The organism is Sulfurospirillum sp. MES, assembly GCF_000789415.1.
GTDB lineage: Bacteria > Campylobacterota > Campylobacteria > Campylobacterales > Sulfurospirillaceae > Sulfurospirillum > Sulfurospirillum cavolei.
Window position 1 is genome coordinate 42,270 of sequence record NZ_JSEC01000001.1, and the last position, 26,915, is coordinate 69,184.

General features: G+C 41.3%; 30 protein-coding genes and 1 tRNA gene. 19 read left to right on the top strand and 12 right to left on the bottom strand.

All coding sequences use genetic code 11. From position 1 onward, the window contains the following. Window positions 1-552, bottom strand: coding sequence for a phosphorylase family protein (locus OA34_RS00200; protein WP_039671826.1), 552 nt, complete (start codon window positions 550-552; stop codon window positions 1-3). Further along, on the bottom strand, window positions 549-1,307 hold the full coding sequence (gene hisF / locus OA34_RS00205; protein ID WP_039671827.1) for an imidazole glycerol phosphate synthase subunit HisF: 759 nt from the start codon (window positions 1,305-1,307) through the stop codon (window positions 549-551). The genes OA34_RS00200 and hisF overlap by 4 nt, the downstream gene beginning before the upstream one ends. A gap of 149 nt (window positions 1,308-1,456) precedes the next feature. Here hisF and rsmA point away from each other — a divergent pair, with 149 nt between their 5' ends. Genes rsmA through OA34_RS00240 form a run of 7 tightly spaced genes read left to right on the top strand, consistent with a single transcriptional unit; the run spans window position 1,457 to window position 9,358 of the window. Further along, window positions 1,457-2,299, top strand: coding sequence for a 16S rRNA (adenine(1518)-N(6)/adenine(1519)-N(6))-dimethyltransferase RsmA (gene rsmA / locus OA34_RS00210; protein WP_039671828.1), 843 nt, complete (start codon window positions 1,457-1,459; stop codon window positions 2,297-2,299). Then, window positions 2,268-4,271, top strand: coding sequence for a ribonuclease J (locus OA34_RS00215; RefSeq protein WP_039671829.1), 2,004 nt, complete (start codon window positions 2,268-2,270; stop codon window positions 4,269-4,271). The genes rsmA and OA34_RS00215 overlap by 32 nt, the downstream gene beginning before the upstream one ends. Before the next feature lie 8 nt (window positions 4,272-4,279). Further along, a complete protein-coding gene (locus tag OA34_RS00220) occupies window positions 4,280-5,245 on the top strand; it encodes a KpsF/GutQ family sugar-phosphate isomerase (RefSeq protein WP_039671830.1) in 966 nt (321 codons plus the stop codon). A gap of 8 nt (window positions 5,246-5,253) precedes the next feature. Beyond that, a complete protein-coding gene (locus OA34_RS00225; RefSeq protein ID WP_254376981.1) occupies window positions 5,254-6,033 on the top strand; it encodes a pseudouridine synthase in 780 nt (259 codons plus the stop codon). Further along, window positions 6,023-7,216, top strand: coding sequence for a replication-associated recombination protein A (locus tag OA34_RS00230; RefSeq protein WP_039671831.1), 1,194 nt, complete (start codon window positions 6,023-6,025; stop codon window positions 7,214-7,216). Before OA34_RS00225 ends, OA34_RS00230 begins: the two co-directional genes overlap by 11 nt. 34 nt (window positions 7,217-7,250) lie before the next feature. Further along, entirely contained in the window at window positions 7,251-9,083 is a 1,833-nt protein-coding gene (locus tag OA34_RS00235) for a flagellar hook-length control protein FliK (protein ID WP_039671832.1), read from the top strand. Beyond that, on the top strand, window positions 9,080-9,358 hold the full coding sequence (locus OA34_RS00240) for an EscU/YscU/HrcU family type III secretion system export apparatus switch protein (protein ID WP_039671833.1): 279 nt from the start codon (window positions 9,080-9,082) through the stop codon (window positions 9,356-9,358). Before OA34_RS00235 ends, OA34_RS00240 begins: the two co-directional genes overlap by 4 nt. 3 nt (window positions 9,359-9,361) lie before the next feature. Here the strand turns inward: OA34_RS00240 and OA34_RS00245 are convergent, their stop codons facing one another. Then, complete coding sequence (locus OA34_RS00245; protein ID WP_039671834.1) at window positions 9,362-10,147, bottom strand: YdcF family protein; 786 nt, start codon at window positions 10,145-10,147, stop codon at window positions 9,362-9,364. Continuing rightward, a complete protein-coding gene (purM, locus tag OA34_RS00250) occupies window positions 10,144-11,142 on the bottom strand; it encodes a phosphoribosylformylglycinamidine cyclo-ligase (RefSeq protein WP_039671835.1) in 999 nt (332 codons plus the stop codon). Before purM ends, OA34_RS00245 begins: the two co-directional genes overlap by 4 nt. A gap of 88 nt (window positions 11,143-11,230) precedes the next feature. On the opposite strand from purM, the gene coaE reads away from it, so the two are divergent. From coaE to OA34_RS00265, 3 genes are read left to right on the top strand one after another with little or no spacing between them, the layout of a single operon-like run. After that, window positions 11,231-11,836 (top strand): dephospho-CoA kinase, encoded by a 606-nt coding sequence (gene coaE, locus OA34_RS00255; protein WP_039671836.1) that lies wholly within the window; start codon window positions 11,231-11,233, stop codon window positions 11,834-11,836. Continuing rightward, entirely contained in the window at window positions 11,817-12,560 is a 744-nt protein-coding gene (gene dapF, locus OA34_RS00260) for a diaminopimelate epimerase (RefSeq protein WP_039671837.1), read from the top strand. Before coaE ends, dapF begins: the two co-directional genes overlap by 20 nt. Continuing rightward, a complete protein-coding gene (locus tag OA34_RS00265; protein WP_254376924.1) occupies window positions 12,538-13,284 on the top strand; it encodes a glucosaminidase domain-containing protein in 747 nt (248 codons plus the stop codon). The genes dapF and OA34_RS00265 overlap by 23 nt, the downstream gene beginning before the upstream one ends. Window positions 13,285-13,290: 6 nt before the next feature. On the opposite strand, the gene prfA is transcribed toward OA34_RS00265, so the two are convergent. From prfA to OA34_RS00285, 4 genes are all read right to left on the bottom strand, one after another. After that, on the bottom strand, window positions 13,291-14,358 hold the full coding sequence (gene prfA / locus OA34_RS00270; RefSeq protein ID WP_039671839.1) for a peptide chain release factor 1: 1,068 nt from the start codon (window positions 14,356-14,358) through the stop codon (window positions 13,291-13,293). Between the two features lie 37 nt (window positions 14,359-14,395). Then, window positions 14,396-14,671 (bottom strand): 30S ribosomal protein S20, encoded by a 276-nt coding sequence (gene rpsT, locus OA34_RS00275; RefSeq protein ID WP_039671840.1) that lies wholly within the window; start codon window positions 14,669-14,671, stop codon window positions 14,396-14,398. 124 nt (window positions 14,672-14,795) lie between these two features. Continuing rightward, complete coding sequence (locus OA34_RS00280) at window positions 14,796-16,481, bottom strand: potassium channel family protein (RefSeq protein ID WP_039671841.1); 1,686 nt, start codon at window positions 16,479-16,481, stop codon at window positions 14,796-14,798. A 10-nt stretch (window positions 16,482-16,491) separates the two neighbouring features. After that, window positions 16,492-16,869, bottom strand: a complete 378-nt coding sequence (locus OA34_RS00285; protein ID WP_039671842.1) for a DUF6394 family protein — start codon at window positions 16,867-16,869, stop codon at window positions 16,492-16,494. A gap of 111 nt (window positions 16,870-16,980) precedes the next feature. Between OA34_RS00285 and glmM the strand changes: the two genes are divergently transcribed. The 7 genes from glmM (at window position 16,981) to rplT (ending at window position 22,089) form a co-directional block, all read left to right on the top strand. Beyond that, entirely contained in the window at window positions 16,981-18,321 is a 1,341-nt protein-coding gene (glmM, locus tag OA34_RS00290; protein WP_039671843.1) for a phosphoglucosamine mutase, read from the top strand. Further along, window positions 18,314-18,763: a signal peptidase II gene (gene lspA, locus OA34_RS00295; RefSeq protein ID WP_039671844.1), complete on the top strand. Its 450-nt coding sequence runs from the start codon at window positions 18,314-18,316 to the stop codon at window positions 18,761-18,763. The genes glmM and lspA overlap by 8 nt, the downstream gene beginning before the upstream one ends. Window positions 18,764-18,841: 78 nt before the next feature. After that, window positions 18,842-18,917, top strand: a tRNA-Val gene (locus OA34_RS00300). 51 nt (window positions 18,918-18,968) lie between these two features. Next, the gene (thrS, locus tag OA34_RS00305; RefSeq protein WP_286682771.1) at window positions 18,969-20,786 is read left to right on the top strand and encodes a threonine--tRNA ligase; all 1,818 of its coding nucleotides are present in this window, start codon (window positions 18,969-18,971) and stop codon (window positions 20,784-20,786) included. Further along, the gene (gene infC / locus OA34_RS00310) at window positions 20,783-21,307 is read left to right on the top strand and encodes a translation initiation factor IF-3 (RefSeq protein ID WP_039671845.1); all 525 of its coding nucleotides are present in this window, start codon (window positions 20,783-20,785) and stop codon (window positions 21,305-21,307) included. Before thrS ends, infC begins: the two co-directional genes overlap by 4 nt. A gap of 110 nt (window positions 21,308-21,417) precedes the next feature. Then, window positions 21,418-21,612, top strand: coding sequence for a 50S ribosomal protein L35 (rpmI, locus tag OA34_RS00315; RefSeq protein WP_039671846.1), 195 nt, complete (start codon window positions 21,418-21,420; stop codon window positions 21,610-21,612). A gap of 123 nt (window positions 21,613-21,735) precedes the next feature. Beyond that, window positions 21,736-22,089: a 50S ribosomal protein L20 gene (rplT, locus tag OA34_RS00320; RefSeq protein ID WP_039671847.1), complete on the top strand. Its 354-nt coding sequence runs from the start codon at window positions 21,736-21,738 to the stop codon at window positions 22,087-22,089. 49 nt (window positions 22,090-22,138) lie between these two features. Here rplT and OA34_RS00325 read toward each other — a convergent pair whose 3' ends face one another. The 4 genes from OA34_RS00325 to OA34_RS00340 form a co-directional block, all read right to left on the bottom strand. Next, complete coding sequence (locus OA34_RS00325; RefSeq protein WP_039671848.1) at window positions 22,139-22,567, bottom strand: hypothetical protein; 429 nt, start codon at window positions 22,565-22,567, stop codon at window positions 22,139-22,141. Then, a complete protein-coding gene (locus OA34_RS00330; protein ID WP_039671849.1) occupies window positions 22,557-23,510 on the bottom strand; it encodes an SLAC1 anion channel family protein in 954 nt (317 codons plus the stop codon). The genes OA34_RS00325 and OA34_RS00330 overlap by 11 nt, the downstream gene beginning before the upstream one ends. Before the next feature lie 73 nt (window positions 23,511-23,583). Further along, window positions 23,584-24,951, bottom strand: coding sequence for a cytochrome c oxidase accessory protein CcoG (gene ccoG, locus OA34_RS00335; protein WP_039671850.1), 1,368 nt, complete (start codon window positions 24,949-24,951; stop codon window positions 23,584-23,586). 25 nt (window positions 24,952-24,976) lie between these two features. Further along, the gene (locus OA34_RS00340; protein WP_039671851.1) at window positions 24,977-25,645 is read right to left on the bottom strand and encodes a recombinase family protein; all 669 of its coding nucleotides are present in this window, start codon (window positions 25,643-25,645) and stop codon (window positions 24,977-24,979) included. A 208-nt stretch (window positions 25,646-25,853) separates the two neighbouring features. On the opposite strand from OA34_RS00340, the gene rpsU reads away from it, so the two are divergent. Both rpsU and OA34_RS00350 read left to right on the top strand, forming a co-directional pair. Continuing rightward, the gene (gene rpsU / locus OA34_RS00345) at window positions 25,854-26,066 is read left to right on the top strand and encodes a 30S ribosomal protein S21 (protein ID WP_039671852.1); all 213 of its coding nucleotides are present in this window, start codon (window positions 25,854-25,856) and stop codon (window positions 26,064-26,066) included. A 134-nt stretch (window positions 26,067-26,200) separates the two neighbouring features. After that, window positions 26,201-26,908: a helix-turn-helix domain-containing protein gene (locus OA34_RS00350; RefSeq protein ID WP_039671853.1), complete on the top strand. Its 708-nt coding sequence runs from the start codon at window positions 26,201-26,203 to the stop codon at window positions 26,906-26,908. Window positions 26,909-26,915 lie beyond the last annotated feature (7 nt).

Sequence of the window (26,915 nt, forward strand, 5' to 3'; positions counted from 1 at the left end):
TCAAATTTTCATATTTTTTTCTACATGTAAGGTAATTAACTCTTTGGCTTTCGCTTGATTGGAGACAAAATCACGATGGGCATTTTCATTGCAATAGTTGGTAACGACAAACAAGCCAAGGCATGGAAGATCAAAGGTATTGGCTACTTGTATAACGGAGAAGAATTCCATATTTTCTAAAGCAATATTTTTCTCATTGAAAGAGTGCGATACCTGAAAATCCGTTGTAATATAATTGCTAGAATTGACGGTTTCAAAAGGGTAATTTGTTCCACGTGAAACATTATAATGATGTTTTGCATGAACGGTATTTTGAATCGGTGTATAACTTTGATTTTGCAGTAAACTAAGTTCTACATTGGCAGCACTATGGCTCAAAACAAGATCGAACGGCTTATATCGTCCATAACTGCCTGCCGTTCCTACAAAAAACACAAAAGAAGGTTTTTGCTCTAGAATGTATCGGGTAAGCTGTATAGCACTTTGTATAAGCCCGACACCAATGGGTTGAGCAAAATCAAAATGTTCATTGTTGCCGGCACAAAGTATCATAAGCGAACCGCTATTCCCTGACGTTTAAGGTAGTGTTTGAGTGCCATGATCTCGATTTCTTTAAAGTGAAAAATAGAAGCGGCTAACGCCGCATCGGCACCGCTTGTAAAAGCATCTTTAATATGTTCCATCGTCCCTGCTCCACCGCTTGCGATGACAGGAATATCAAGCAGAGAGCTGATTTGTGAGGTAATGGAAAGATCATAACCGTTTTTTGCACCGTCACAATCCATAGATGTTAAAAGAATTTCACCGGCACCTCTATCCGCTGCTTCTTTTGCCCAATTTATAGCATCAATGCCCGTATCGATACGTCCGCCGTTAATAAAAACGTTCCATCTATCGTTCGTGCGTTTGACGTCGATAGCGACGACAATACATTGAGAACCGAAACGTTTGGACGATTCGTCGATGAAATGAGGGTTTGCAATGGCTGGAGAATTGATGCTGACTTTATCGCATCCTACATTGAGAAGGCGGTAAATATCTTCTAAAGTACGAATCCCTCCGCCAACCGTCAGCGGAATAAAAACTTCACGTGCAACTTTTTCGACAATTTCGACGATGGTTCCTCGACCTTCATGACTTGCCGTAATATCTAAAAAAGCAATTTCATCTGCACCCTCTTCGTTGTAACGTTTGGCAATTTCAACGGGATCGCCGGCATCTTTTAAGCCGACAAAATTAACGCCTTTAACGACACGACCGTTTTTAACGTCAAGGCATGGGATAATACGTTTGGCAAAGTAGTCCATAAAAGTCTCTTTAGAAGGGAAATGTTGAGTGTTTATGATAGCAAAAGTATTAAAAAAAACTTCTGAAAAACCTGCTTCTTTTGCCTCCTAACAATTTTGTAAGTAAAAATTGAGTAAAATCAATAAAATTTTAAAAAGAGTGAGTCAAATTGATAGAGGCAAAGAAAAAATTTGGCCAAAATTTTTTAAAAGATAGAAATATTCTATACAAAATCATCCAAGCGATGCCCCACAATGAATTTAAACTTATTGAAATAGGACCTGGCTTAGGTGATTTGACGCAAGAACTACTTAAGGTAAAGCCTTTAGTAGCATATGAGGTCGATGAAGACTTGTGCGTTTATTTGAGAGAGAAGTTCTCAAAAGAGATAGAAGAGGGAAGCTTAACATTGGTGCATACCGATGTGCTTGATCAGTTTAATAACGGTTCGTTGCAAAGCGAGCCTTATGATTTAGTGGCGAATTTACCCTATTACATTGCGACGACGATTATTTTGAACGCTCTAGAAGATCCTTACTGTCGATCGATGACGGTAATGGTGCAAAAGGAAGTCGCAGAGAAGTTTGCGGCCGTACCGAAAACGAAAGAGTTTAGCTCTTTGACTATTCTAGCGCAAAGTATCGCAACGGCAACACTGCTTTTTGACGTAGCTCCGACATCGTTTGAGCCGCAACCGAAAGTGACATCTTCTATTTTGAGAATCGACAAAAAACAAGAATTTATACAGGATAAATTTCTTGGAATATTTGAAGACGAAAAGACTCTGCAAAAATTTAAAAAGTATTTGCGATGCTCTTTTCAAAGTCCGCGTAAGACGTGGTTAAAAAATATTTCGAGTGAATATAATAGAGAATTTGTTGAAAAAGTGATGCAAATTCATGCTATTCCCGTAACGATTCGACCTCATGAACTCAGCGTCTCGTCTCATCATCTACTATTTAAACATTTAAGGTTGAATGATGCAAGAAAACGAGATTCCATCCACGAATAACGAGCAATCCAACGCGGCAACGCCGCCAAAACCCAATAAAAACAGACGACGACGTTCGAAACCGAAAGCGGCGCCAATGCACTCTGGGGAAGACCAAACGGCAGTCGAGCAAACCGACAACGGTACTGCACAGCCAAATGCCGGCGAAAACAAACCGAAAACCAATAACCGTAGACGCAATAAAGTGAAAACGCAAACGCCTTCGATCGACGGTAACGAACCGTGGCAGCGCGATATAAAAAAAGCGATTGATGCAAACCAAAAAATGCACAAAGAACGCTTGAATAAAGCCTCCGTCGTTGAGCAAAACTCCAAAGGAAAGATCAAAATCACTCCGTTGGGAGGCCTCGGCGAAATCGGTGGCAATATTTGTGTCTTTGAGACTGACACTTCGGCAATCGTGCTGGATGTCGGTATGAGTTTTCCCAGTGAAGATATGCACGGCGTAGATATTTTGGTGCCAGATTTTAGTTATTTGAGACAAATTAAGAAAAAAATAGCCGGAATTATTATTTCACATGCGCACGAAGATCATATCGGAGCCATATCGTATCTTTTTAAAGAGATGCAGTTTCCGCTTTACGCAACGCCGTTGCCGTTGGGAATGATTTCAAACAAATTTGACGAACACGGTTTAAAAGCGTATAAGAAGTATTTTCGTCCGGTCGAAAAGCGTAAACTCTATAAAATCGGCGAATTCGAAATCGAATGGATCCATATTACGCACTCGATTATCGACGCTTCCGCATTGGCAATTACGACAGAAGCCGGAACGATTATTCATACGGGAGACTTTAAAATCGATCATACTCCGATTGACGGGTATGTAACCGATTTGAACCGTTTTGCGGCATACGGTGAAAAAGGCGTATTGTGTTTAATGAGCGATAGTACCAACTCTTATAAAGAAGGTATTACGCGTAGCGAAAGTACGGTTGGGAAAACGTTTGATTCTATCTTTGCAAAGTCAAAGGGTCGGGTGATTATGTCTACGTTTTCATCGAATATTCATAGGGTTTATCAAGCAATTGATTACGGTTTAAAATACGGACGCAAAGTCTGTGTGATCGGAAGGTCGATGGAACGCAACCTCTTTACCGCGATTGATCTAGGGTATATTCAGTTGGATAAAAGTATTTTTATCGATCCGCATGAAGTGAATAAGCATAACGATAAAGACGTTTTAATCGTTACGACGGGAAGCCAAGGCGAGACGATGAGTGCCTTGTATCGTATGGCGACAGATGAACATCGACATGTAAAGATTAAACCGACCGATCAAATTATTATCTCCGCTAAAGCGATTCCCGGTAACGAAGGCAGCGTCTCTAAGGTGTTAAACTTTTTATTAAAAAGCGGTGCAAACGTAGCATACCAAGATTTTAGCGAAATTCACGTGAGCGGACATGCTGCGCAAGAAGAGCAAAAATTGATTCTCCGCTTGGTCAAACCGAAGTTTTTCCTTCCGGTTCACGGCGAATACAATCATATTACCAAACACAAAGAAACGGCAATGCAATGCGGTATTCCGGAGCGTAATATCTATTTGATGAGTGACGGCGATCAAGTGGAATTGTGCGGCAAATATATGAAAAAAATCAAAACGATTAAAACGGGTAAGGTCTTTATCGATAACCAAGTCAATGAGCAAATTGCCGATGATGTCGTTATCGATCGACAAAAGTTAGCGGAAGCCGGACTCGTGATGCTTGTGATTCAAATCGATAAAAGCGAGCACAAATTGATTGCAAAGCCGAAAATTATCAGTTACGGACTTGTGCCGGATAAAGACGACAAAGCTTTCTCGATAGAGATGGAAGGCGTAATCGATCAGTTTATCGCCAATGCTAAAAAAGAGCTACTCGAAAATGCGCGTGCCCTTGAAAACGAAGTAAGACAAGTCGTTCGTAAACATATCTATCGCCAGATGAAAAAATACCCGACAATCGTTCCGACGATTTTCATGATGTAGGATCGCCGATGCAAGATTTTCAAGCAATAGCCAAAGAAGTATTAGAATTGGAAGCCAAAGAGCTTTTAAACACGGCGGCGCATATCGGGCCAGAGATCAATGAAGCGACGTCTGCGATAGCAAAGATTAAAGGAAAGCTGATCGTAACGGGGGTTGGAAAAAGTGGATTGATCGGTGCAAAAATTGCCGCAACGCTTGCGAGTACGGGAACGAGCAGTTTCTTTTTACATCCGACTGAAGCCATGCACGGAGATTTGGGTATGATCGGTAAAGAAGATGCCGTGTTAGCCATCAGTTATAGCGGTGAGAGTGAAGAATTGATTAAAATTTTGCCGCATATCAAACGTTTCGAAATTCCCCTGATCGGTATGGCGCGCTCAAAAGAGTCGTCATTGGGACGTTACAGCGATATTTTTATTCCTTTACACATCGAAAAAGAGGCATGCCCTCTCGATGCCGCTCCTACATGTTCGACAACGCTGACGTTAGCGCTAGGAGATGCGTTAGCCGTTTGCCTTATGAAGCAGAAAAATTTTAAAAAAGAGGATTTTGCGTCGTTCCATCCGGGTGGAAGTCTCGGCAAACGTTTGTTTGTCAAAGTAAAAGATTTGATGCTCACGAGTGAGTTACCCGTTATTTCTGAAAAAACAAAATTGAAAGAGGCGATTATTGCTATGAGCGAAGGGCGTCTAGGCAATGTCCTGATTACGGATTGCGACCATACGTTGTTAGCCGTTTTAAGCGACGGTGATTTACGACGTGCGTTAATGCGAGACGATTTTCGCATGGATGCGTATGCGTACGAATATGCGACGAAGCAACCCAAAACGATCGACGACGCGACGATCCTTGCAAGCGATGCGCTAGCATTGATCGAAAAATATAAAATACAATTACTTGCGATTACCGATAAACAAGGTAAGCTAGAGGGCGTATTGCACATTCACCAATTGGTAGAAGCGGGGATAAAATGATAGAATTAATGCGACTTAATAAGATGATTTCCCACAATACGCACTATTCGCGACGTGAAGCGGATCAATTGATCAAAGACGGCTTAGTGAAAGTCGACGGTAAAGTCGTAGACGATCTTTCGATGCAAGTGAGTTTTAAAAACAGGATTGAAATTAAAGGTAATGCGCTTTTTGAAAAGCATGGTTATTCGGTTATCGTGTACCATAAACCCAAAGGTGAATTGGTAAGTAAAAAAGACGATCGCGGACGCAAGACGGTTTACGATTCGCTTCCGTCGAAATTCGGGCATTATTTAAGCGTCGGAAGACTTGATTTCGCCAGCGAAGGACTTTTGCTTCTGTGTGATTCTCCCACCGTGGTTTCGGCGTTAATGCACGGCGATTTGGAGCGGGTTTATTACGTTAAGATTAACGGAGCGATTACGTTAGCGATGGAAAAAGCGATGCAAGAGGGATTGAAATTGGACGATGCTCGAAAAGGCGGGCATGCCAAGAGTGAGATTCATTCCATGGAGTTTGCGCCGTTTTTAGCGTATCGTATTATTAAAAATTCGCCGACGTTTTCGACGCTTAAAGTGACAATTAACGAAGGAAAAAACAGAGAACTGAGACGCTTTTTCGGATATTTCGACGTGGATGTCGTAGATCTCAAACGCGTGAGCTACGGCAAAGTCGATTTAGGAACGCTAAAGCCGGGAAAACATCGTTTTTTTAATGCAAGCGAATATAATGCTTTGCGCGATTATCTTGAATACGTGAAACAGGATACCAAGGGCGATGATCAATAACTTTGCCCTCTTCTTTCGCCCGAAACGCATCGAAGAGTTAGCCGGACAAAAACACTTAAGTGCAAAAAGTAGCCCTTTCTTCAAACTGTTAAAAGCAGGCTCGATGAGTCATGCCCTCTTCTTTGGTCCTGCAGGAGTAGGAAAAACGACCTTAGCGCGTATCGTCGCGAATGAGTTGGATTTGCCTTTTTTTGAGCTCGACGCCACCAGTATTAAAGTCGAAGAAATTCGTAAAATTCTTTCACAGTATAAAAACGCTTTGCAAAAACCGTTAATTTTTATCGATGAAATTCATCGTCTTTCTAAAACACAGCAAGAGGTTTTGTTATTGCCGATGGAGAACCACGAGATGATTCTTATCGGAGCATCAACCGAAAATCCATACTTCGTCCTAAGCTCTGGTATTCGCTCACGGATGATGTTATTTGAGTTTTATCCGTTAGAAGAATCGGATTTGCGTGTTATCGTCGAGCGCGTACGAAATGTCGTGACATGTACGATTGACGAAGATGCGTTGAATTACCTCGTAAGTTCCAGTGCCGGCGATAGCAGATCGCTTTTAAACCTTTTAGAATTTGCACTGAAAGTCGATTTACATGTCAGCCTTGAAACGCTAAAATCGTTGCGACCGAGTGCGCTCAAAGACGGCGTGAGTTCAGATAATACGCATTATAATCTCATTAGCGCCATGATTAAAAGCGTGAGAGGTTCAGATGTCGATGCGGCACTTTATTATCTAGCACGTTTAATAGACGGCGGGGAAAGTCCCGACTTTATTGCGCGGAGATTAATCATTCTTGCAAGCGAAGATATTGGTAACGCTAATCCTAACGCTTTAAATCTCGCTGCCAGTACGCTAACGGCCGTAAGTAAGATCGGTTATCCCGAGGCGCGTATTATTTTATCGCAATGCTTGATCTACCTTGCATGTAGTCCTAAATCGAACAGTGCCTATCAGGCGATTAACGATGCGTTATCGTATGTCAAAAACGAAAAAGCGTTAACGGTTCCGGAACATCTTAAAAGTCCTTCACCTAAAGGGTATTTGTATCCGCACGATTTTGGCGGTTGGGTCGAGCAAAGCTACAGTGAAAAACCGCTTCATTTTTATCGAAATTTGCCGATAGGGTTTGAAAAGACTTTAAACGAGTGGTTGGAAAAAATCAAATCGGTTCACCGTTAACATACGAATTATTTACCCTATAAGGTGATGCATTATGGACGTCAATACGGCTTCGCTTCTTGCCAATCAACTGCAAACGCTCGATACGAAAACGTCGCTTGAGACTAAAGAGACACTCACACGGCAAGCCGATGCGCTTATACAAAAAAGTGCGCAATTACCGTTAGAACTAAGTAGCGAAAAAACAGCGTATGCGAAAACGCCGAGTGATGCAAAAGAGGTTGTAGCACAACTTCTAGGAAGTGCGATCAGCGAGGCAAAATCGAAAAGTGCAATTTATGAGGTTTTACAAAAGAGCCAACTTTTTAAAAATATGGGTAATTTTGCCGACGATATTAAAACCTTAACGACAACGGTTAAGCTCGATTCTACGATAGCTCAACCGATGGCTTTATTGCAATTGTTTACAAAAAATATCGATCAAATCGATACGAAGATGCTCCAAACGCAGATACAAAATTCCGGTATTTTCTTTGAATCGAAATTGGCAAATACGCTTAAGATACAAGGCGCATCGGATACGTTGGAGGCACTTCGTACGCATATTCAAACGCATTTAGACACGCCGTTGCTTCAATCGTCGCCGATTACCAAAGAGATCTCTGCCGTTTTGGATTTATTGGCGACGTCACAGGATCTCTCATCTAAAGAGGCGCAAGGTAACCTAAAAACCCTACTCGATCTTTTTCGGCAAGGCGTTAAGCAAGTCTTAGCAGAGCCTTCTATGTTTAAAGAAGCGTATCAAACGGTGCAAAAGCTTGAATATGCGATCAAACAAACCGATTTAATTGCGTCTAAAGTCGAAAATTATCCCGCATCGATGAAAGTCGAGGAACATTTTAATGCGCAAGTCCAAGTTTTAGTAGAACAGCTCAAAGAAAATTTAAGCGAGCTCGGTTTAAACGATCTTGAGCCTCAGATCGATGAATTACTTCTGAAAGGAAACTTTCTCCAAGAAATCGTCAAGTCGCTCAAATCTTCACTCCTGGATGCCGCAAATACGATGTCTATTCCGAAAACTCCCGTATCGGCAATGCAAGAAGGTGCATTACTTCAAGAGCATACGGTAGAAGAGCCGATGAGCGATCAAGAGGTCATAGCTTCTTCGGTACAAAATTCCTCGGTTACGGCGATGCCTCTGCCCTCCTCTTCCGCGATGCCTCAAAGCGTCGAAGAAGCTTTAAAAATGCTTGCTAATCGTATTAAGCAGCAAATCGAAGTCATCGATCCTCAGACCGTACGTCAAGCCGAGTTTAACACTAAAAGTAGCACGTTGGATCAGACGATTCATGCACTGATTAAGCCGGAACTCTTCGTCGGTAAAACATTGGCGCAAAAACTCCAACTCGATCCAAGCGACGTAGAACTCTTGAGTGATATAAAAGGGGTCTTAACGAAGCTCAACGAAGCGTTTGCGACGTCGCCTCAGAATAAAGAAGCATATGAAATTACAAATCGCCTGTTAACGCAAATCGAATACCATCAGCTCTTTTCTTACGTCAGCAGTTCGACGCACGTGTATATTCCTTTTAGTTGGGAAGGGATGAAAAACGGCTCTATGATGATGAAACAAAGTACGCAAGAGAGCTTTCATTGCCAAATCGATCTGGATTTGGAATATTACGGTAAAATCAATATGATGTTGGTTCTATCGAACGATAAATACGTAGATATGAACGTTGCCGTACAAAAAAGCGAGCTCAAAAAGAAAATCGGCGATCAACTTCCAAAACTCAAACGAGCTTTGAATGAAGTCGGGTTGATAACGGGTATGATAAAAATGTTGGAATACAAAGACGTTTCAGCCGTTAAAAACGATTATTTTAGCGGTGAGCAAATTGAATTCGGGATTAACCTAAAAATATGAACGATCCAAAGCCGAAAATTCAAAAAGCCGTCGCACTCAAGTACGAACGCGAAAAACATAACGCTCCTAAAGTCGTCGCTTCCGGTAAAGGAAACGTTGCAGAGCATATTATCAAACTTGCGAAAGAACACGATATTCTGATTAAAAAAGACGCTGATTTGGTCGAGTTGCTCTCGAAGATAGAAATCAATAAAGAGATTCCGCCGATGCTCTATAAAGCCGTGGCGGAAGTCTTTAGTTTTATTTATAAAATTACGAACGATAAACGTAAATAACGCTTAAATGCCTCTGATTTTCAAGCTGAGCAATCCGGCATATTCATGGAGTGCAATGAAGCTTTTATAAAAAGCATGCGCATTGGGAAAATAATCCCACATATCTCGGGCTCGATGGTTAATTTTAAAATTGGTTGCCGCAGGAATCACGTGGAAACCGAAATGCTCGTAAAGCATCACGGCACGCCTCATATGATACGCCGAAGTTACCAGATAAACGGTCGGCTCGGAGATACCTACCGCTTGGAAAGCTTGTTTACTAAAGAGCGCATTTTGGTAGGTATCGATGCTTTTATCTTCTACATGTAAAGAAAATTCTTTGCTAGCAAGGCTTTTGGAACTTGGCGGTTGGATGTCGAGATACGATTTGATCTCTTTAAGGCTATCCAAAAAAGCATCGCTTTCCAGATACTCTTTTTGATTGCCGCCGCCGCTAAATAGGAGCGGAAGGTTGTTGGACTTGGCAACCATAAGTCCCCACATCATGCGTTTATACGCGTCGCTGCTAAGCGGTAGGTTGGCAACGCCTTGCGTATGCCCTCCTCCCAGTACGATGACCGCATCTACGGCTCTTTTTTCGAAGGAGGTATTGTAAGGTGCTTCCAAAGGCGTTAAAAGCCAATCGGCAACGTAAGGCGTGCTTAAAAAGTATAGAATAATGCCGTTGGCAAAGAAAAAAAGGCGAAAGCGTTTGACGAAAAACGCTGCGCCGACAAAAAGGAGAGCAAAAATACCCGGCGGTAAAAACAGGTACGTAAAGAGTTTAGAAACGATATAAACGCTACTCATGGAAGCATGAGTGCACATCGCGTGCCGGTTTTAAGTTCGCCGATAACATAGCCGTCGCTGTTACATAAGACCGTATCGACGTTTTCGGGACTCACGACTAAGATCATACCCACGCCCATATTGAACGTTCGGTGCATTTCGCTTTCGTCGACGTATCGGCTCATAAAATCAAAAATCGGCAATGTTTTGATTTTTGACATGTAGACATGTGCTTGCAAGCCTTCGGGAAGAACGCGCGGAAGGTTTTCGACGATACCGCCGCCGGTGATATGTGCTAAAGCGTTAATGTGCGATTTGAGTGCTTTAAAAAGTTTGACGTAGAGACGTGTCGGCGTTAAAAGCGTTTCAATCAACGTTTTACCGTTAAATTCCGTTTCAAACGTATAACCGAGTTTATCAAAAAAGAGCTTTCTTACCAAGGAAAAACCGTTGGAATGCACACCCGAGCTGGGAAGTGCAATTAAAATATCGCCCGCTTTCACATGCGGCAAACGATTCATCTCGTCTTTTTCGGCAATTCCGACCGCAAATCCGGCAAGATCGAAATCTTTACCGTGGTACATTCCGGGCATTTCCGCCGTTTCACCGCCGATGAGAGAGCATTCGGCTTGGAGACAACCTTCCGCAATACCTTTAACAATGCTAACCGATGCGTCGATCTCGAGTTTACTCATCGCGTAATAATCCAAAAAGAAAAGCGGTGTTCCGAAGTTGCAAATAAGGTCGTTGGCACACATTGCGACGAGATCGATACCGACCGTATCGTAAATACCCGAATCGATAGCTAATTTGAGCTTGGTACCCACACCGTCGGTTGCCCCTAGAATGACGGGTTGTCGATAGCCTGAAGGGAGTTCGTACGCGCCGGCAAAAGAGCCGATTCCGCCGATAACGTTGCGGTCAAACGTTGATTTTACGATAGGTTTGATATTTTCTACAAACTGGTTTCCCGCATCGATGTCGACACCGGCGTCTTTGTAGCTGACTGTACTCATGAATAAGCCTTTAGGAGGTTGTTTAAAAGATTTTAACAAAAGTATGTTAAAATCGTTATAAAATCTAATTGAAGGTCTGAAAGAATTCATGGCATACGAACACGCGATCGTCCTAACCGGCGGCATTGCAACGGGTAAAAGTACGGTTTCTTCTTTGCTTCACGCACAAGGGTTTGAGGTCATTGATGCCGATAAAATCGCCAAAGAGATTTTGCCTTTACATGTCAAAGAAGTGGAAGCGATTTTCGGCGATCGCGTGATCAAAGAGGGCGCGATCGACCGTAAAGCGTTGGGTGCTCTGATTTTTAACGATAAAGCGGAACGTGAAAAACTGAATGCTTTTTTGCATCCGTTGATTCGCGCCGAAATCTTCAAACGTAGCGAAGTGCTTGAGGAGCGGAAAAGACCTTATATTATCGATATTCCGCTCTATTTTGAAAGCGAAGGGTATCAGTGTAAGGTCGTCGTCGTCGTTTATGCTCCGGTCGAAGTTCAGCGAAAACGGCTTATGATACGTGAAGATTTTACGAAAGAAGAGGCTCAAAAACGTATCGATGCACAAATTAGTATTGAAGAAAAGAGGGTTATGGCCGATTTTCTGATTAACAACTCGTTCGATATGAAATTTTTAGAGAGCGAAATTGAAAAATTTATCAAATTTGTAAGAGGAAAATATGCAGATTGCAAAATATAACGCTAGCGGAAACGATTTTGTTATTTTACATACGTTTATCGAGAAAGACCGAAGCGATTTTGCCAAAAAAGTATGCAATCGACAAAGCGGAATCGGTGCAGACGGATTGATCGTCTTGTTGCCCGATAACGAACATGACTTTAAATGGCAATTTTACAACAACGACGGCTCGGTTGCGTCTATGTGCGGTAACGGAACGCGCGCATGCGCGCATTATGCTTATACCAACGGGCTCTGCGACGCACAAATGCGTTTTATGACAGGTGCCGGCGTGATTCATTCTTGTGTGGAGGGCGACGTCGTAGAGACGGAATTAACCGAGCCGAAAAAATTGAGAGATTCGTTTGAAGAAAACGGTTTGGTATGGTATTTTTGCGATACGGGCGTACCGCATTTGGTAACGTTTGTGGAGGATATCGGTTGTTTTGACAAAACGATTGCACGCCAAATGAGATTTAAATACAACGCCAACGTCAATTACGCCATGATTCGTGAAAAAGCCTTACATGTAAGAACGTACGAGCGCGGTGTCGAGGATGAAACATTGGCGTGTGGAACGGGTATGGCGGCGTGTTTTTACAGTGCGTATCGCGAAAAGTTTCTAGAGGATTGCGCCAAAGTCTATCCGACGAGTCAAGAGGAGTTGCAATTGCGCATCGAAGGCAACAAACTTTTTTTCAAAGGTCTCGTACAAAAGGTCTTTGAAACGACGCTGGAACTCTAAATTCGTGAAGATTTTTTTCTTCTCTTTTATCGCTTTTTTCTTAAGTATCTCCGGTACGCTTTATGCCGGAGGACTTCCGAACGACTACTATCAAATTGACGACAATACCAAACAAAAAGAGGCTTTTTTTCTTCATATGAAAGCGTTAGTCGATAAAAGTAACGACGAAATTAAAAAAGACCGTGAGTTTATTACCGACTTTTTTGCGAAGGCGATGCCGGGAGCTTTTCGGGGGCTAAATCAGAAAAATGTCGGTTACCTGATCGCATTACGCAATAAATACGGGATCGAAAACCTCTTCGATCGCGACGAATATTACAAACGAATCAATACGGTTCCCGTTTCGATGGCACTTGCACAAGCAGCATTGGAGAGCGGTTGGGGGAAGAGTCGGTTCGCACGGGAAGCCAATAACCTTTTTGGTCACTGGACGTATTCTGGCATCGGTTTAATGCCTCAGAACCGATTACCGGGTAAAACACATATGATTCGCGTTTTTAGCTCTTTACAAAAATCGGTTACTTCGTATATGCTCAACCTCAATACCAACGATGCCTATTCGCTATTTCGCGAAAGGCGTTATCAAGCTTTTCTCGAAGGTCGAACGTTCAACGGTATGGAATCGGCAAAAACGATGGTTAATTATTCCGAACTGAAAGAGGAGTACATTAAAATGATTCGAGAGATGATCGAGCAAAACAATTTAAGTATTTACGATCAATAAGCGGTATTAAAAGTTAGCTTCTTTCATCAGCTCGGCTTGGTAATGCGCGATAATAGGCTCGATAATCTCATCAAAAAGTCCGCCTTCCATCACGGCATCTAAACGGTAAAGCGTGAGCCCTACCCTATGATCGGTAATACGGTTTTGAGGATAATTGTACGTGCGAATTCTTGCACTTCTATCGCCGGAACCTACTTGTTGTTTACGTGCTTCACTTTCTTTGGCGTTGCGCTCTTGCATCTCCATATCGTAAAGCTTCGCTTTTAGGATTTTCATAGCGGCGTCTTTATTTTTATGCTGAGACTTACCGTCTTGATTTACGACGACTATCCCGGTCGGCAAGTGCGTAATACGTACGGCACTGTCGGTCGTGTTGACCGATTGTCCGCCGTTTCCGGATGAACGCATTACATCGATTTTAAGGTCTTTTTCTTGAATATCGATTTCGACGTCGTCGACTTCGGGCATCACGGCCACCGTCACAGCAGACGTATGAACCCTGCCTTGCGATTCGGTTAAAGGTACACGTTGAACACGATGAACGCCGCCTTCGTATTTAAGTCGTGAAAAAGCACCCTGCCCTTTAATCAACGCGATTATTTCTTTATAACCGTTTAAAACCCCTTCGCTTAATGAGACAATTTCAACTTTCCACCCGCGGTTTTCGGCATAACGCAAATAAGCTTTAAATAAATCCGCCGAAAAGATGGCAGCTTCGTCTCCGCCGGTTCCTGCACGAATTTCAAGGAAAATATTACGTTCGTCGTTAGGGTCTTTGGGAAGTAAAAGAAGTTTAATTTCCTCTTCCAACGTTTCTTTAAGAAGTTCTAAACTTTTGAGTTCTTCTTTTGCCAACTCTCCGAGTTCTTCGTCGTCCAAAAGGAGTTTATTTTCTTCGATTTGGGTTAAGGTCGAAAGATAGGCAAGCGACTTGTCTTTAATTTCTTCAAGAGAAGATTGCTCTTTGGAAAGAGCCGTCATTTTTTTAATATCGTTAGCGATATTAGGATCACTAAGAAGAGCGGAAAGCTCATTATAGCGCTCGACGAAGGGGACAAGTTTTTCGTTTAACATGAAGGGAAACTAAAAATAAAGAGGGAGTTGCCGCAGGTTATGCAGCAACACTACCTAGCGTATTAACAAGTTGAGCAAGACGGCTTACGCGACGAGCAGCCGTATTTTTCGTCAAAATACCTTTGCCGGCATAAGAGTGAAAGCTTTTGTTTACATTTTTCAACGCAACGGCGGCAGCTGCTTGATCACCCGCCTCAACAGCTTCTTTTACGGCACGTGTTAGATTTTTGATTCTAGTTTTATAAAATCTATTTCTTTCGGTGCGTTTTTTGGTTTGTCTAATACGCTTTTCTGCTGACTTGTGATTTGCCATAGATAAGCCTTTCGTTTTAAATTTAGGCGTAGATTATATAAAAACTAATATTAAACGCAACTTATTTTAAGGGCATTTTAAAATAAATTTGTTCTAAAATCATCCCTTCAAAGAGCTTTGAAGGCTAAGGCGTGCGTAATCTGCCGAAAATACTTTTTTCTTTACCCTCAAGAGCATAATAAAACTCATAATAATTTTGTGCAATCGACTCGAGGTGATCTTGAGCATTTTCGTCGCCGGCAAATAAAAAAAGATCATTGATGGCGATCGTTTCGTTCCAGGAAGGGAAAAGCGATACTTCTTTGTTCCGTAAACGCATGAGCACGATCAGATTGTTATCGATGCGTCTATTTTTAAGAGACGTTTTGAGTAAAGAGAGCGGAAGCGTATTGTTCGTATGTTTTAAAAGCATCGGGGCTTGCGTTGCGTCGATTTTCAGTGCGAAAATCGACGGATGCATCGAGATGTTTAAGAGCGTTTTGGTCAAAGCGATGATGTCTGTCTCGTCTAACGCATAAATGTGTTTGATAAACTGATCGAGTGCCGGATTGAGGATGGCATGTACCGTTTTATTGATTAAAATTTTTGCGGGTATAAAAACCGAATCGATGCCGGAGTTTTGAAAAATCGAAAAATCTTCCAATTCGTTTTCACGCGCAATGGTAATAATCGATGGGTTTAGTTTTTTGGCCGTCGCTAAAATAGAAAGGTTGGTCGTATCGTCGTTGGTTCCGGCGATGATCGCGGCACACTCTTGGATGCCCAATGCTTTTAACATCTCTTTATCGTCGCCGTCGCCGATAACAATTTTCGGATGTGCTTCGCTTGGTGTTGGCTCTTTTTTTTGCGAATCGATTTCGGCAAAAACGGTTTCGAAATGGTTCTCTTTAAGCACTTCGTAAATACTTTTTCCCATACGACCGTATCCGCATACAAGGTATTTCCCGCGCGGCAAGCGTAGAAGAGGATCGTGCAAATGCCCTAGACCGTATAGCCATCGAATCAGACGTAAAGAGTGCGGGGCATTAATCGCTAAATGAATATGCGTTGCGATAATTTCAAACGGATTTTCAATAATTTGAACGCCTAAATCTTGGAGATTTTCGGCTTGGTTTTTCGTCGTCGCTTTAATCGCCATCGTGATATTGGAATTGAGAATTTTAGACGTTAACGCGATGCGAAGATTGAGTGCGTCGTTTTCAAAGAGGCTCACGATAGCACGACAATAAATGGATTTGATTCCTGCCGTTTCCAATGCCTCGGGATTATGAACGTCAGCATTAAGACAATAAACGGGCGGCGTGAAGTTTTCCAACAAAAGATGGTTGCGTTTACTTTCGTCTTTTTCGATCACTACGGAGCGCAATCCGTATTCGTTGGCTTTTTTAATAATTTCGCTGGTAATGGAGTTGTAGCCGAGAATAATGATATATTTTTCTTTTAAATAAGCAATGTTACGCCTAAATTTTGCGCGCGCAAATTCTTCCAAAAAGAGTTTGTCTTGAAGGAGGGCGACTAAGGATCCAAGACTGTAGAACCAACCCGTGACGGTAAAAAAAATAGACATTGAGACCCAGATGCGTTGAGGGTAGGTAAACGTGAAAGGCGTTTCGCCAAACCCGATCGTTGTTGCGGTATAGCTAATAAAATAAAATGCGTCAAAAATAGAGAGCCGATAAGCTCTTCCCTCTGCGTCGACGCCCTCAATCAGTAGTAATCCGATAATAGAAATCGTATACGTTAAAATAATAATAATGAGGAAAGGGGTACGCATACGCTGTAAAATAAGCCATAAGGAACTGCTTCTCAAAAAGAGCCCTTTAACGTTTGGATTTAAGCGTATCGCCGATATAGAGTAAAACACTGGTTATGTTGGCCAGTAACGCTCCGCCGCTTAAGCTGACGATAATCGAAGTGATTTCTCGATCGATCGTATACGCATACGCCGCAACGGTCCAAACGGTTGCCGAGGCAATCAGCTGAATATCCGCGACCAGACTCGTAGCGAGCATTACCGAACCCAATTGCGTTTTATCACCGATTTTGAGCGTTGTCGCAATGATGTTCACGACCAATGCCGCAAAGAGTTCGTATTTGCTATGCAGTTCTAAATCCGACAAATCGCCGTAGAAAAATCCGAAATTGAGCGTCATCGCCAGAATGAAAAAAAATCCGGAAATTACTTTGTCCAAGTTCATGTGATGTCCTATTCTCCCAATGTAATAGGGTTATTATACCGTTTACATGTCAAGATTAAAAAAGTTTTGTTACAATTCGCCTAAGAGTTTATCGTATAAGGTGAATCCATTATGAAATTATTCGGAACCGACGGCGTTCGGGGAAAAGCGGGAAAAAAACTGAGTGCTTTTTTAGCAATGCGTTTAGCGATGGCGGCGGGTATCTATTTTCGTAAAAATTCGATTACCAATAAAATCCTAGTCGGTAAAGATACCAGACGTAGTGGATATATGATCGAAAATGCGATTGTGTCCGGACTGACCGCAGTGGGATACGACGTAAGACAAATCGGGCCGATGCCAACGCCCGCGATCGCGTTTTTAACGGAAGATATGCGGTGTGACGCGGGTATCATGATTAGTGCGTCGCATAATCCGTTTTCCGATAACGGAATTAAATTTTTCGATAGTCTCGGCAATAAACTCGGTGAGGCGGAAGAAGCAGAAATCGAAAAAATCTATTTTGACGACGAATTGATTGAAAAGAACCAAAAAACGGAATTTGAAATCGGTAGATCCAAACGGATCGATGACGTGATCGGACGCTACATCGTTCAAATCAAAAACTCTTTTCCAAAACACTTGACGCTCAAAGGATTTCGTATCGTCCTAGATCCTGCCAACGGAGCCGCTTACAAAGTCGCTCCGACCGTTTTTAGCGAGCTTGGGGCTGATGTTATTATGATTAACGACGACCCCAACGGGAGCAATATCAATCTCAATTGCGGTGCGTTGCATCCTGAAGAACTCGGCGAGGAAGTACGTAGACTTCGTGCCGACATCGGGTTTGCGTTTGACGGCGATGCAGATCGTTTGGTCGTCGTAGACGAAAACGGCAATCCGATCCACGGCGATATGCTACTCGGCAAACTGGCAACATTTTTACAAAGCCAAAACAGGTTGACGAATCACGGTGTTTGCGTTACCGTTATGAGTAATCAGGCGTTAGAAGATTATTTGGCTAAATCGAACATCAAAACGTATCGCTGCGATGTGGGAGATAAAAACGTTTTAGAGTGTCTGTATCGACAAAATATTAACTTCGGCGGTGAGCAAAGCGGGCATATTATTGTTTCCGATTTTGCTAAAACGGGCGATGCACTCGTCGCATCGCTTGCCGTGATGCACTGTGTTTTAACGGAAAAACAAAAAGTCAGCCGACTTTTCAACCCTTTTATTCTCTATCCCCAGTTGCAACACAATCTTAAAGTCGACAACAAAATACCGCTTTTAGAACTCCAAGGCTACGATGCCTTGATTCAAGAATTCCAAAGTAAGCAACTTCGGGTATTGATTCGTTATTCCGGAACGGAAAATCTTTTACGCATTCTTTTGGAAGGTAAAGACGAACAGGTCTTGGAAGCATCCATGGAAAAAGCCGTCGCATTTTTCAAAAGTGCATTAAATGAATAAAGCGTGGATCTTTTTATGTGCTGCTGGACTCCTTGTTTTTGGAGTTGATCAGGCAATTAAGCTTCTCTTTTTGGAAGGGTTTCGCTGGGAAGGCGATTTTTTTTCACTTATCCTAACGTTTAACAAGGGAGTCGCTTTTTCGATGTTCGCTTTTTTGGAAGAGTATTTAAAATACCTTCAAATCGTATTGATCGCGGCATTGGGAATCTATCTAGCCATGCACCGTGACGTTCTCCTTGGGCATGCGTCGGCGATCGGTATGATCGCAGGTGCGGCGTTGAGTAATATTTACGATCGTTTTATTCACGGCGGCGTCGTGGATTATTTTTTTTGGCACTACGGATTTAATTTTGCCGTTTTTAATTTTGCCGACGTGATGATAGACGTGGGCGTACTTTGCATTTTGTATCGTACGTGGAAACACCCTAATTCTACGAAATAATAAGGTTTCAAAAGATTTTTTCAAAAAAGAGTTGCATTTTTAATTTTTTTTGGTATAATCTCAGCTCTTAAATGAGTCGGTCGCGTAGCTCAGTTGGTAGAGCACTACCTTGACATGGTAGTGGTCGAAGGTTCGAATCCTTTCGTGGCCACCATTTTTTTGTTCTCCCGTTGGTTTGGGAGTTCATACAAGTAAAGGATCTACTATGATGAATGATGTTATAGCCTACAAAGAAGGTGCTCTCATCATCGACACGCAAACCGCTGCTAATTCTTCTAAAATCTACGAAAACAAAATCGTATTTGACAACTCTAAAGAGGCAATCGAAGTGATTCGTCACTCCTGTGCGCATTTAATGGCACAAGCGATTAAAGCACTCTATAAAGATGCCCAATTTTTTGTTGGACCCGTGATTGAAGACGGCTTTTATTACGATTTTCGCGTCAATGAAAAGATCGGCGATGCCGATTTAAAAGAGATCGAGAAAAAAATGGCGGAACTTTCCAATGCCAAACTTCCGATAGAAAAGATTTATACAACCAAAGCGGAAGCACTCAAGCATTTTAGCCATGACGACTTAAAGCAAGAAGTGTTGCTTCGTATCCCTGAGGGCGAAGTTTCTATTTATAAACAAGGCGATTTTGAAGATTTATGTCGCGGGCCTCACGTCCCTAATACGAAATATCTCAGATTTTTTAAATTGATTAAAGTCGCGGGTGCCTATTTGGGTGGCGACGAAAAACGTGAGATGCTGACGCGCATCTACGGAATAGCGTTTGCAGATAAAGAGAGTCTTAAAGATTATGTCACCATGATCGAAGAGGCGAAGAAGAGGGATCATCGAAAAATCGGTAATGAACTCAAGCTCTTTACATTTGATGATGAAGTAGGCGCAGGACTTCCGATTTGGTTGCCAAATGGCGGACGCCTTCGCTCAAAACTCGAAAAATTGTTATTTACGGCACACCGAAAACGCGGTTACCAGCCCGTACGCGGTCCTGAAATTTTGAAATCGGATGCATGGAAAATAAGCGGTCACTACCAAAATTACGGCGAAAATATGTATTTTACCGTGATTGACGAAGCCGAATACGGTATCAAACCGATGAACTGTTTAGGTCATATTAAAGTCTTTCAAAGTGAAGTTCGAAGTTATCGTGACTTACCGCTGAAATTTTTTGAATACGGCGTAGTGCATCGTCATGAAAAAAGCGGAGTATTGCACGGATTATTTCGTGTGCGCGAATTTACACAAGATGATGCACATATCTTCTGTACACCGGATCAAATTAAAGAAAACGTTATAGAAATTTTGAGTTTTGTCGATTCTATTATGAAAACGTTCGGCTTTCATTATGATATGGAAATTTCGACGCGTCCTGAGAAGTCTATCGGTGACGATAGGTATTGGGAAGCGGCAACCGAGGGTTTGAAGAACGCACTGGATGAAAATGGCATCCAATATGGCATTGACGAGGGCGGTGGAGCATTTTATGGTCCGAAAATCGATATTAAAATTACCGATGCCCTAAAGCGTAAATGGCAGTGTGGAACGATTCAAGTTGACTTCAACTTGCCGGAGCGCTTTGATATTTCATATGTCGATGCAAACAACGAACATGCACGCCCCGTGATGTTACACCGAGCTATTTTAGGTTCATTTGAGCGATTTATCGGTATTTTAATCGAGCATACGTCCGGAGAACTACCGTTTTTTGTTGCACCGACACAAGTGGTGATCGTACCGATTTCCGACCAACATGTCGCTTACGCGAAAGCTTTGGCAAATGAGTTGATCGATGAAGGAATCGATGTGGAAATTGCATCGAAAAACGAAAGCCTTAACAAACGTATTCGCAATGCGGAAACGATGCGCGTTCCGATGATTCTAGTTCTCGGAGATGCGGAAGTGGAAGCGCAAAGCGTTGCCGTACGTGACAGAAGAGAAAGAACACAGTATAATATGAGTAAAGTTGAATTGATTAAAACCCTAAAGGAGAAACTGAGTGAGGTACACTTTTGAGTAAAGACAAAGAGGTTATACTAAACGAGGAGATAAGAGCAGCAGAGGTTAGATGTATTGGAGACGATGGTATGCAATACGGTATCATCTCTCGTAAAGAGGCTCTTGCAAAAGCCGATGAACTGGGACTCGATCTAGTTCTGATTGCACCGGACGCGAAACCGCCGGTCTGCAAGATTATGAATTACGGTAAGTTCAAATACCAGCAAGAGAAAAAACTTAAAGAAGCACGTAAGAATCAAAAGATCATTGAGATCAAAGAGATTAAGCTTTCGGTCAAGATTGCTCCTAATGATATTAGCTATAAAGTGAAACATGCAAGGGAGTTTCTTGAAGAAGGTAAACACGTACGTTTTAGAGTTTTTCTTAAAGGTCGTGAAATGTCCAATCCAGAAATCGGCGAGCACGTTTTAGAAACCCTTTGGCCGTTGCTTGAAGATATTGCCGAGCGTGAAAAAACACCGAAGCTTGAAGGTCGATATATTAATATGTTGGTAACACCGAAAGCTCCTAAGAAATAGCGTTTTCTCTTCCATTTTAATCCCCTCTAAGAAATTTTTTGCTAAAATAGCCGGTTTCTAGAAAATAGAGGGGTTTTCCTCGTTTTTAGAGTCAATATTAAGGAGATAGCATGCCGAAAATGAAAACGGTACGCGGTGCCGCAAAACGTTTTAGAGCAAGTAAAAATAAGATTAAAAGAGGCGCAGCTTTTAGAAGTCATATTCTTACGAAAAAACCTACCAAAAGAATGCGTGGGTTAAAAGTGGCTAAAACCGTAGATGCTCGCGACGAAAAATCCGTTAAATTAATGCTTTGCCAAGCATAATTTACAGCTAAAGTTTTTGACAAAAAGTCATTCATCGTTTATATGCAGCGTACCCCTCAAACGAGGGCAAGTTTTTGTATTGATACAAGACACCGACATTAATATATTGGTCAAGGAGACACAATGGCAAGAGTAAAAACAGGTATCGTCCGAAGAAGACGTCATAAGAAAATTTTAAAAATGGCGAGAGGTTTCTACAGTGCAAGAAGAAAACACTTTAGAAAAGCGAAAGAGCAATTAGAAAGAAGTCTCGTATACGCGTTTCGCGATAGAAAACAGAAAAAAAGAGATTTTAGAAGACTTTGGATTACTAGAATTAATGCGGCATGCCGCTTAAACGATATTAGTTATTCTCGTTTTATCAATGCACTTAATAAAGCCAATATCGAGTTAGATCGTAAAATTCTTGCCGACATGGCTATGAATGACCCTGAAGCGTTTGCCGTTGTCGTAAAACAAGCAAAAGCAGCTCTTTAATAGACTTTTTTAACATTAAGACGGTTAAAAAACAACCGTCTTAATGCCACTACTTTTTTTGAAATACTTCCTTTTTCAATTTTGCAATTAATGTTTCTATATCCTCGCAGTTCATCGTTCCGGTTTTGTTAAGTTGAAGTTTATAGAATTCTTGTCGGTCTTGATATAGCGTGAGGCGAATATAAGATTCTTTCGGCATGTTAGAGAGCGTACATGTAAGATTTGCATCTAAATTGCTTTCAAGCATGATGCCGGTTTTTTCGGAAGCATCTAAGATAAAACCTGCTTGTTCGAAGAGTCTTTGAATGACGACCGCTTCGCAAAAGGCGGTACGATTTTGTAATGCCAAAGGCGTATGGAGCGACATGTAGAAATCAGGATCGTTTTTACGGGAAAAAGAGTGTTGCGAACCGTCGCAAGCAATAAGGAAAGAGAAGATCAACAAAAGCGAAACGTATTGCAGAAAATTATTCTGCAATACAAATCTCTTTTTTGGAAACATAATAGAGCGTTTTGTAGCCGACAAAAGCAATAACCAACGTCGTAGCGATCAGTAAAAACGAAGCAATAATACCGTAGAACGGTATGTGCGTCGTATGAAAAACTGCCAAAGACGCGATGGTCATAGCGGCTAGCGGAAAAGTAAAAGCCCACCATGATATAAAAAATTGCAATTTGAGAAAATTTTTGATCATAAAAAGCAGTAAAAATGAAAAGAAGAGAGCAATACTGTAAAGAAAACTTGCGAAAAGATCAAATGCCTCGGTAATTTTGAGATACGAAATAACGCCGACGGCGGGAGGCGCGATTAAAATAAACAGTGTAGGTAGAAACTTTTGTGCCAGTTGATGGTGAAAAATAATACGATTGACGATAATCGGTAGTAAAATGATCCAAAAGAAAATTCCCACTGAAAAGAAATAAATCAAGATATGCAAATCGACAAATCCAAATCCTCCGATAGGAACGATAACGTTACCGACGATAGGAATAAACCATGCCGGATTGGAATGGGTAATCTCCATATTTTTTGTGATCCAAAAACTAATCGTATAAAATGTCAGAAACGTTTGAATAAGCGCACCTGCATACCATAAGTCTTGGGCTACTTCGATCTGTATATCGTGATATACGATGGAGAGAAGCAATAAAGAGATCGAAAAAGCGGCAAAGAAATTAATTCGAATAGGATGTGCAAACTCGTGTTTGACTTCTTCAAAAAAGAAGAGGCATTTAAGACCGTATAGCGTAGCGATAATGGCAAAAATAGCAGTAACGATTACAACCGATAACGTAGCAATGAATGATGGAAATCCTAGCCATAAAGCGGCTTTTTGGTAGACGATGGTTAAACCCGAAAGTCCCATCACGATTGCAAACATCATAATAGGAAAATTTTTAATACGATCCGATAGAATCATCGGCAAAGCTCCTTAAGAAAGACGCTACGCAATCAAAAAGAGTTGCGTAGCACCCGAGAATAATGGTGATGGATTAAGGCTGAATATCGCCTTTTTTAGGATAGATAAAGATAGTTTTGCGATCGACGACGATTCTGCTCTTTTCGTCAAGTGCGTATGCTTTAACCGTAATCGGTAAATCTTCTCCTTCCACTTTGAGTTCTTTCGGAACAGACGAGAGGATAACGACTTTTTTGAGTTTTGCACCGGCTTTGAGCATAAAAGGTTCGCTCGGTTGATCGATTTTGATCTCTTTATTGGAAATATCAAAATAATATTCATGGTCTTTGGTATCGGTATTTTGGAAAAGAAACGTATAAACGTTTTCGACCGTTTTACCGTCATCGGCCATCTTATAGAGTTGGCTTGTTCGGTTAATGTTTAAGAGCATATACTCTTTTTTACTGCCCATAACAAACAGTCCGATCAGTACGATCGTCAATGCAACCATATAGGCAATCGTTCGAAAGCGGAAATAGTGTGTTCTATCGCCTTTTTCCACCGCATTGGCACTGGTCCACGTAATAAGAGAAGGTTTACCGAGTTTTGCCATAATCGGTGTACATGCATCGGCGCATTCCAAGCAGTTAATACACTCTAATTGCATACCTTTACGAATATCGATATGTGTCGGACAGACACGAACACATGCTTCGCATCCGGTACAATCGTCGGTTGCTAAAGGCGGTTTGCTTCCGAGTTTAGTGCCTTTTTTATCGTAAATTTGACCGCCGCGTTTTTCATCGTAAATAGTTTGAATCGTATTTTCGTCAAAAAGTGCGGATTGAATACGAGAGTACGGACAAATGTAAACGCAGAAATTCTCTTTTAAAGACGTGATATCGTAAACGAGAAATGCCGTGACACAAATAAGAAAACCGTACAATACGGTATGTTCCGCAGGATTTTGGATGTAGACGAAAAAATCTTCCGGAGGAATGAAATACCACATAAAATTCGATGCGGCTAAAAGTGCTAAACACGCCCAAATCAAAACGGCGATAAAACGTTTGAAGAAATCGCCCTCAGGTGCTTTTTGTTTATTGGCGATACTTTTACGAATACCGAGGAGTTTGGTTTGGATAAAGTCACGAAATATGATTCTAAAAATCGTTTGCGGACAGGACCAACCGCACCAAACACGGCCTCCAAGTGTCGTAATAAAGAAAATACTCAAGAAAAAGAGCATCAAGACGAAAGGCATCAAATAAAGCTCTTGCATGTCAAACGTCGTAAAAAAGAGATGCAACTGCTTTTTATCAAAGCTGAGTAGAAAAAAGTGATTGCCGTCAATGCGAATAAACGGTAACGATAACGCTACCAGCGTAATAACGGCAAAAACAACATAGCGTTTATACCTGTAATAAACAGGTTGTACGGAAGAGTTCGTATCGCAATTCATTATGTAATTCCTTATAGTAAATATTTTAAGATTCAGATTGTTGAATCAAAGAGCACTCTTTAAGTGGCGTGTTTTTCAAAGGCTGAGTCTCCTTTTTAGGTGTTTTAAGCAATGAAATTTTAGCTTTTACAAGATCTTTCAGTCCTCTGGAATTGACATAGTCTTTTAAAGAGGTACGGCTTACATGTAAGATTTTCGAGATTTCACTAATAGAGGTTTTTTGTTCTAAAAGTTCGATAATATACGGGCGATGCATGTCAAATTTGGATTTAGACATCCTGCCTTTAGGGCGACCTTGCATTTTTTCTTTTTCAAGCTTTTTATTGAGTTCTCGTTGTTTGACCAAAAGCTGTAATAAGGATAAAGGGCTGGATTGAAGGTCGATACGCATACTTTCATCGGCGATGTGAACCGAAATAGAGCGCGTAAGAAGGCATTCTAACACTTTGACGAGTTCTTCGACGTTGCTCGAAAACGTTGAAAGGTCAAAGATAATTAAATGATCATTGGGGGATAAAGAGCGTAAAAAGCCCTTAAACTCTTTGCGTTCCTCCAAATCCAAATTCGGATTTGAATTTTCAATCTCGGTCGTATCGATTTTGAGATCGTTGTGATGGGCATATTTTAAGATTTGCTTTTGCTGAATCGTAATATGCGAATTGTCATTTTTGTTTTTTAAAAGCGCGATAATCATAAAATTGTCACCTTTTTATCATTTTAAAATAGCAACAGTATACTCAATGTTGACGTAGAAAGTCAAGCCTTTTTCGATTTTTATCGTCAAATTTCTAAAAAATTACTTTTTTAAATCAATTAATCGTAACACGATGTTTTAAGCTTAAATGTACATAAATTTAGATAGAATACCTTCTCAAATTCATCAGAAAGGTGGTGGATAGAGTATGCCGGGAATTAAAGTACATCCTAATGAATCGTTTGACGAGGCGTATCGTAAGTTTAAAAAACAAGTTGATCGTAACTTAGTTGTTACGGAAGTACGTGCAAGACGCTTTTATGAAACTGCGACTGAAAAGCGCAAAAAAGATAAAATCAGTGCTCGTAAAAAACAACTTAAACGACTTTATATGCTTCGCCGTTACGAGTCAAGACTCTAACACACACGGCCAAGAAGTTAGCTTCTTGGCTTCTTCTTTATTGCTTCAAATCTTCTGTCTAAAATAAAACTAATTAAAGCTATGATACCATACAGTACCAATCAACTTCTTTTCGTTAGTAAAGGTCGTAATTTATGGAAAAAAAACTAACCGTTACCGAAGCGGCGAAACTTTTAGGCGTGAGTAAAGAGGCGATATACAACCGATTGCGACGAGGTTCTTTACAAAGTGTCGTCGAAGAAGGTGTGAAATATATTTTACTAACGAAAACGTCTTCAAAAGAGACTCTTTCTTCGCGTAAAGCGACGGAGAATAATGCGGCGGAGAGTGCTTATATCGAACTGCTCAAAAATCAAGTCGAAGAACTCAAACAAAAAAACGAGAAGTTAGAAAGCGATAAAGAGCGTTTGGTTGCAGACAAAGAGCGTTTGTTGATCGAGTCGAAAGAAAAAATCGAGATGATTTATAAAGAAAGAGACGAGCAGCTCAAAGCAATTCTATCACTCGCCAATCGGCAAATCGGTGTTGTTTCGGGAGTTACTTCGCCCTCATCAAATACGTTTCAAAGCGCGTCGGCGGAACATGGATACGTGGAAGAAGTCGATGTGACGGATGAAGAAGACGATGTGAGCGTGCAAGAGGAAGAAGAACTTTTAGAGTCGTATAGCGATTGGCGCGATTTGAGAAGTTATTTAAAGGAAAAAGGGTTTTCAAAGAAAGAAAAGCAGCAAATCAACGACGTATTAACAAAAAAAGCGAATCAGCTCAATGACGTTTTAGATAAAAACGGAAAAATCTTTATTAAAAAAGGTAAGAAACTCAAAGAAATTTTAGGAGAATAAAACGCGA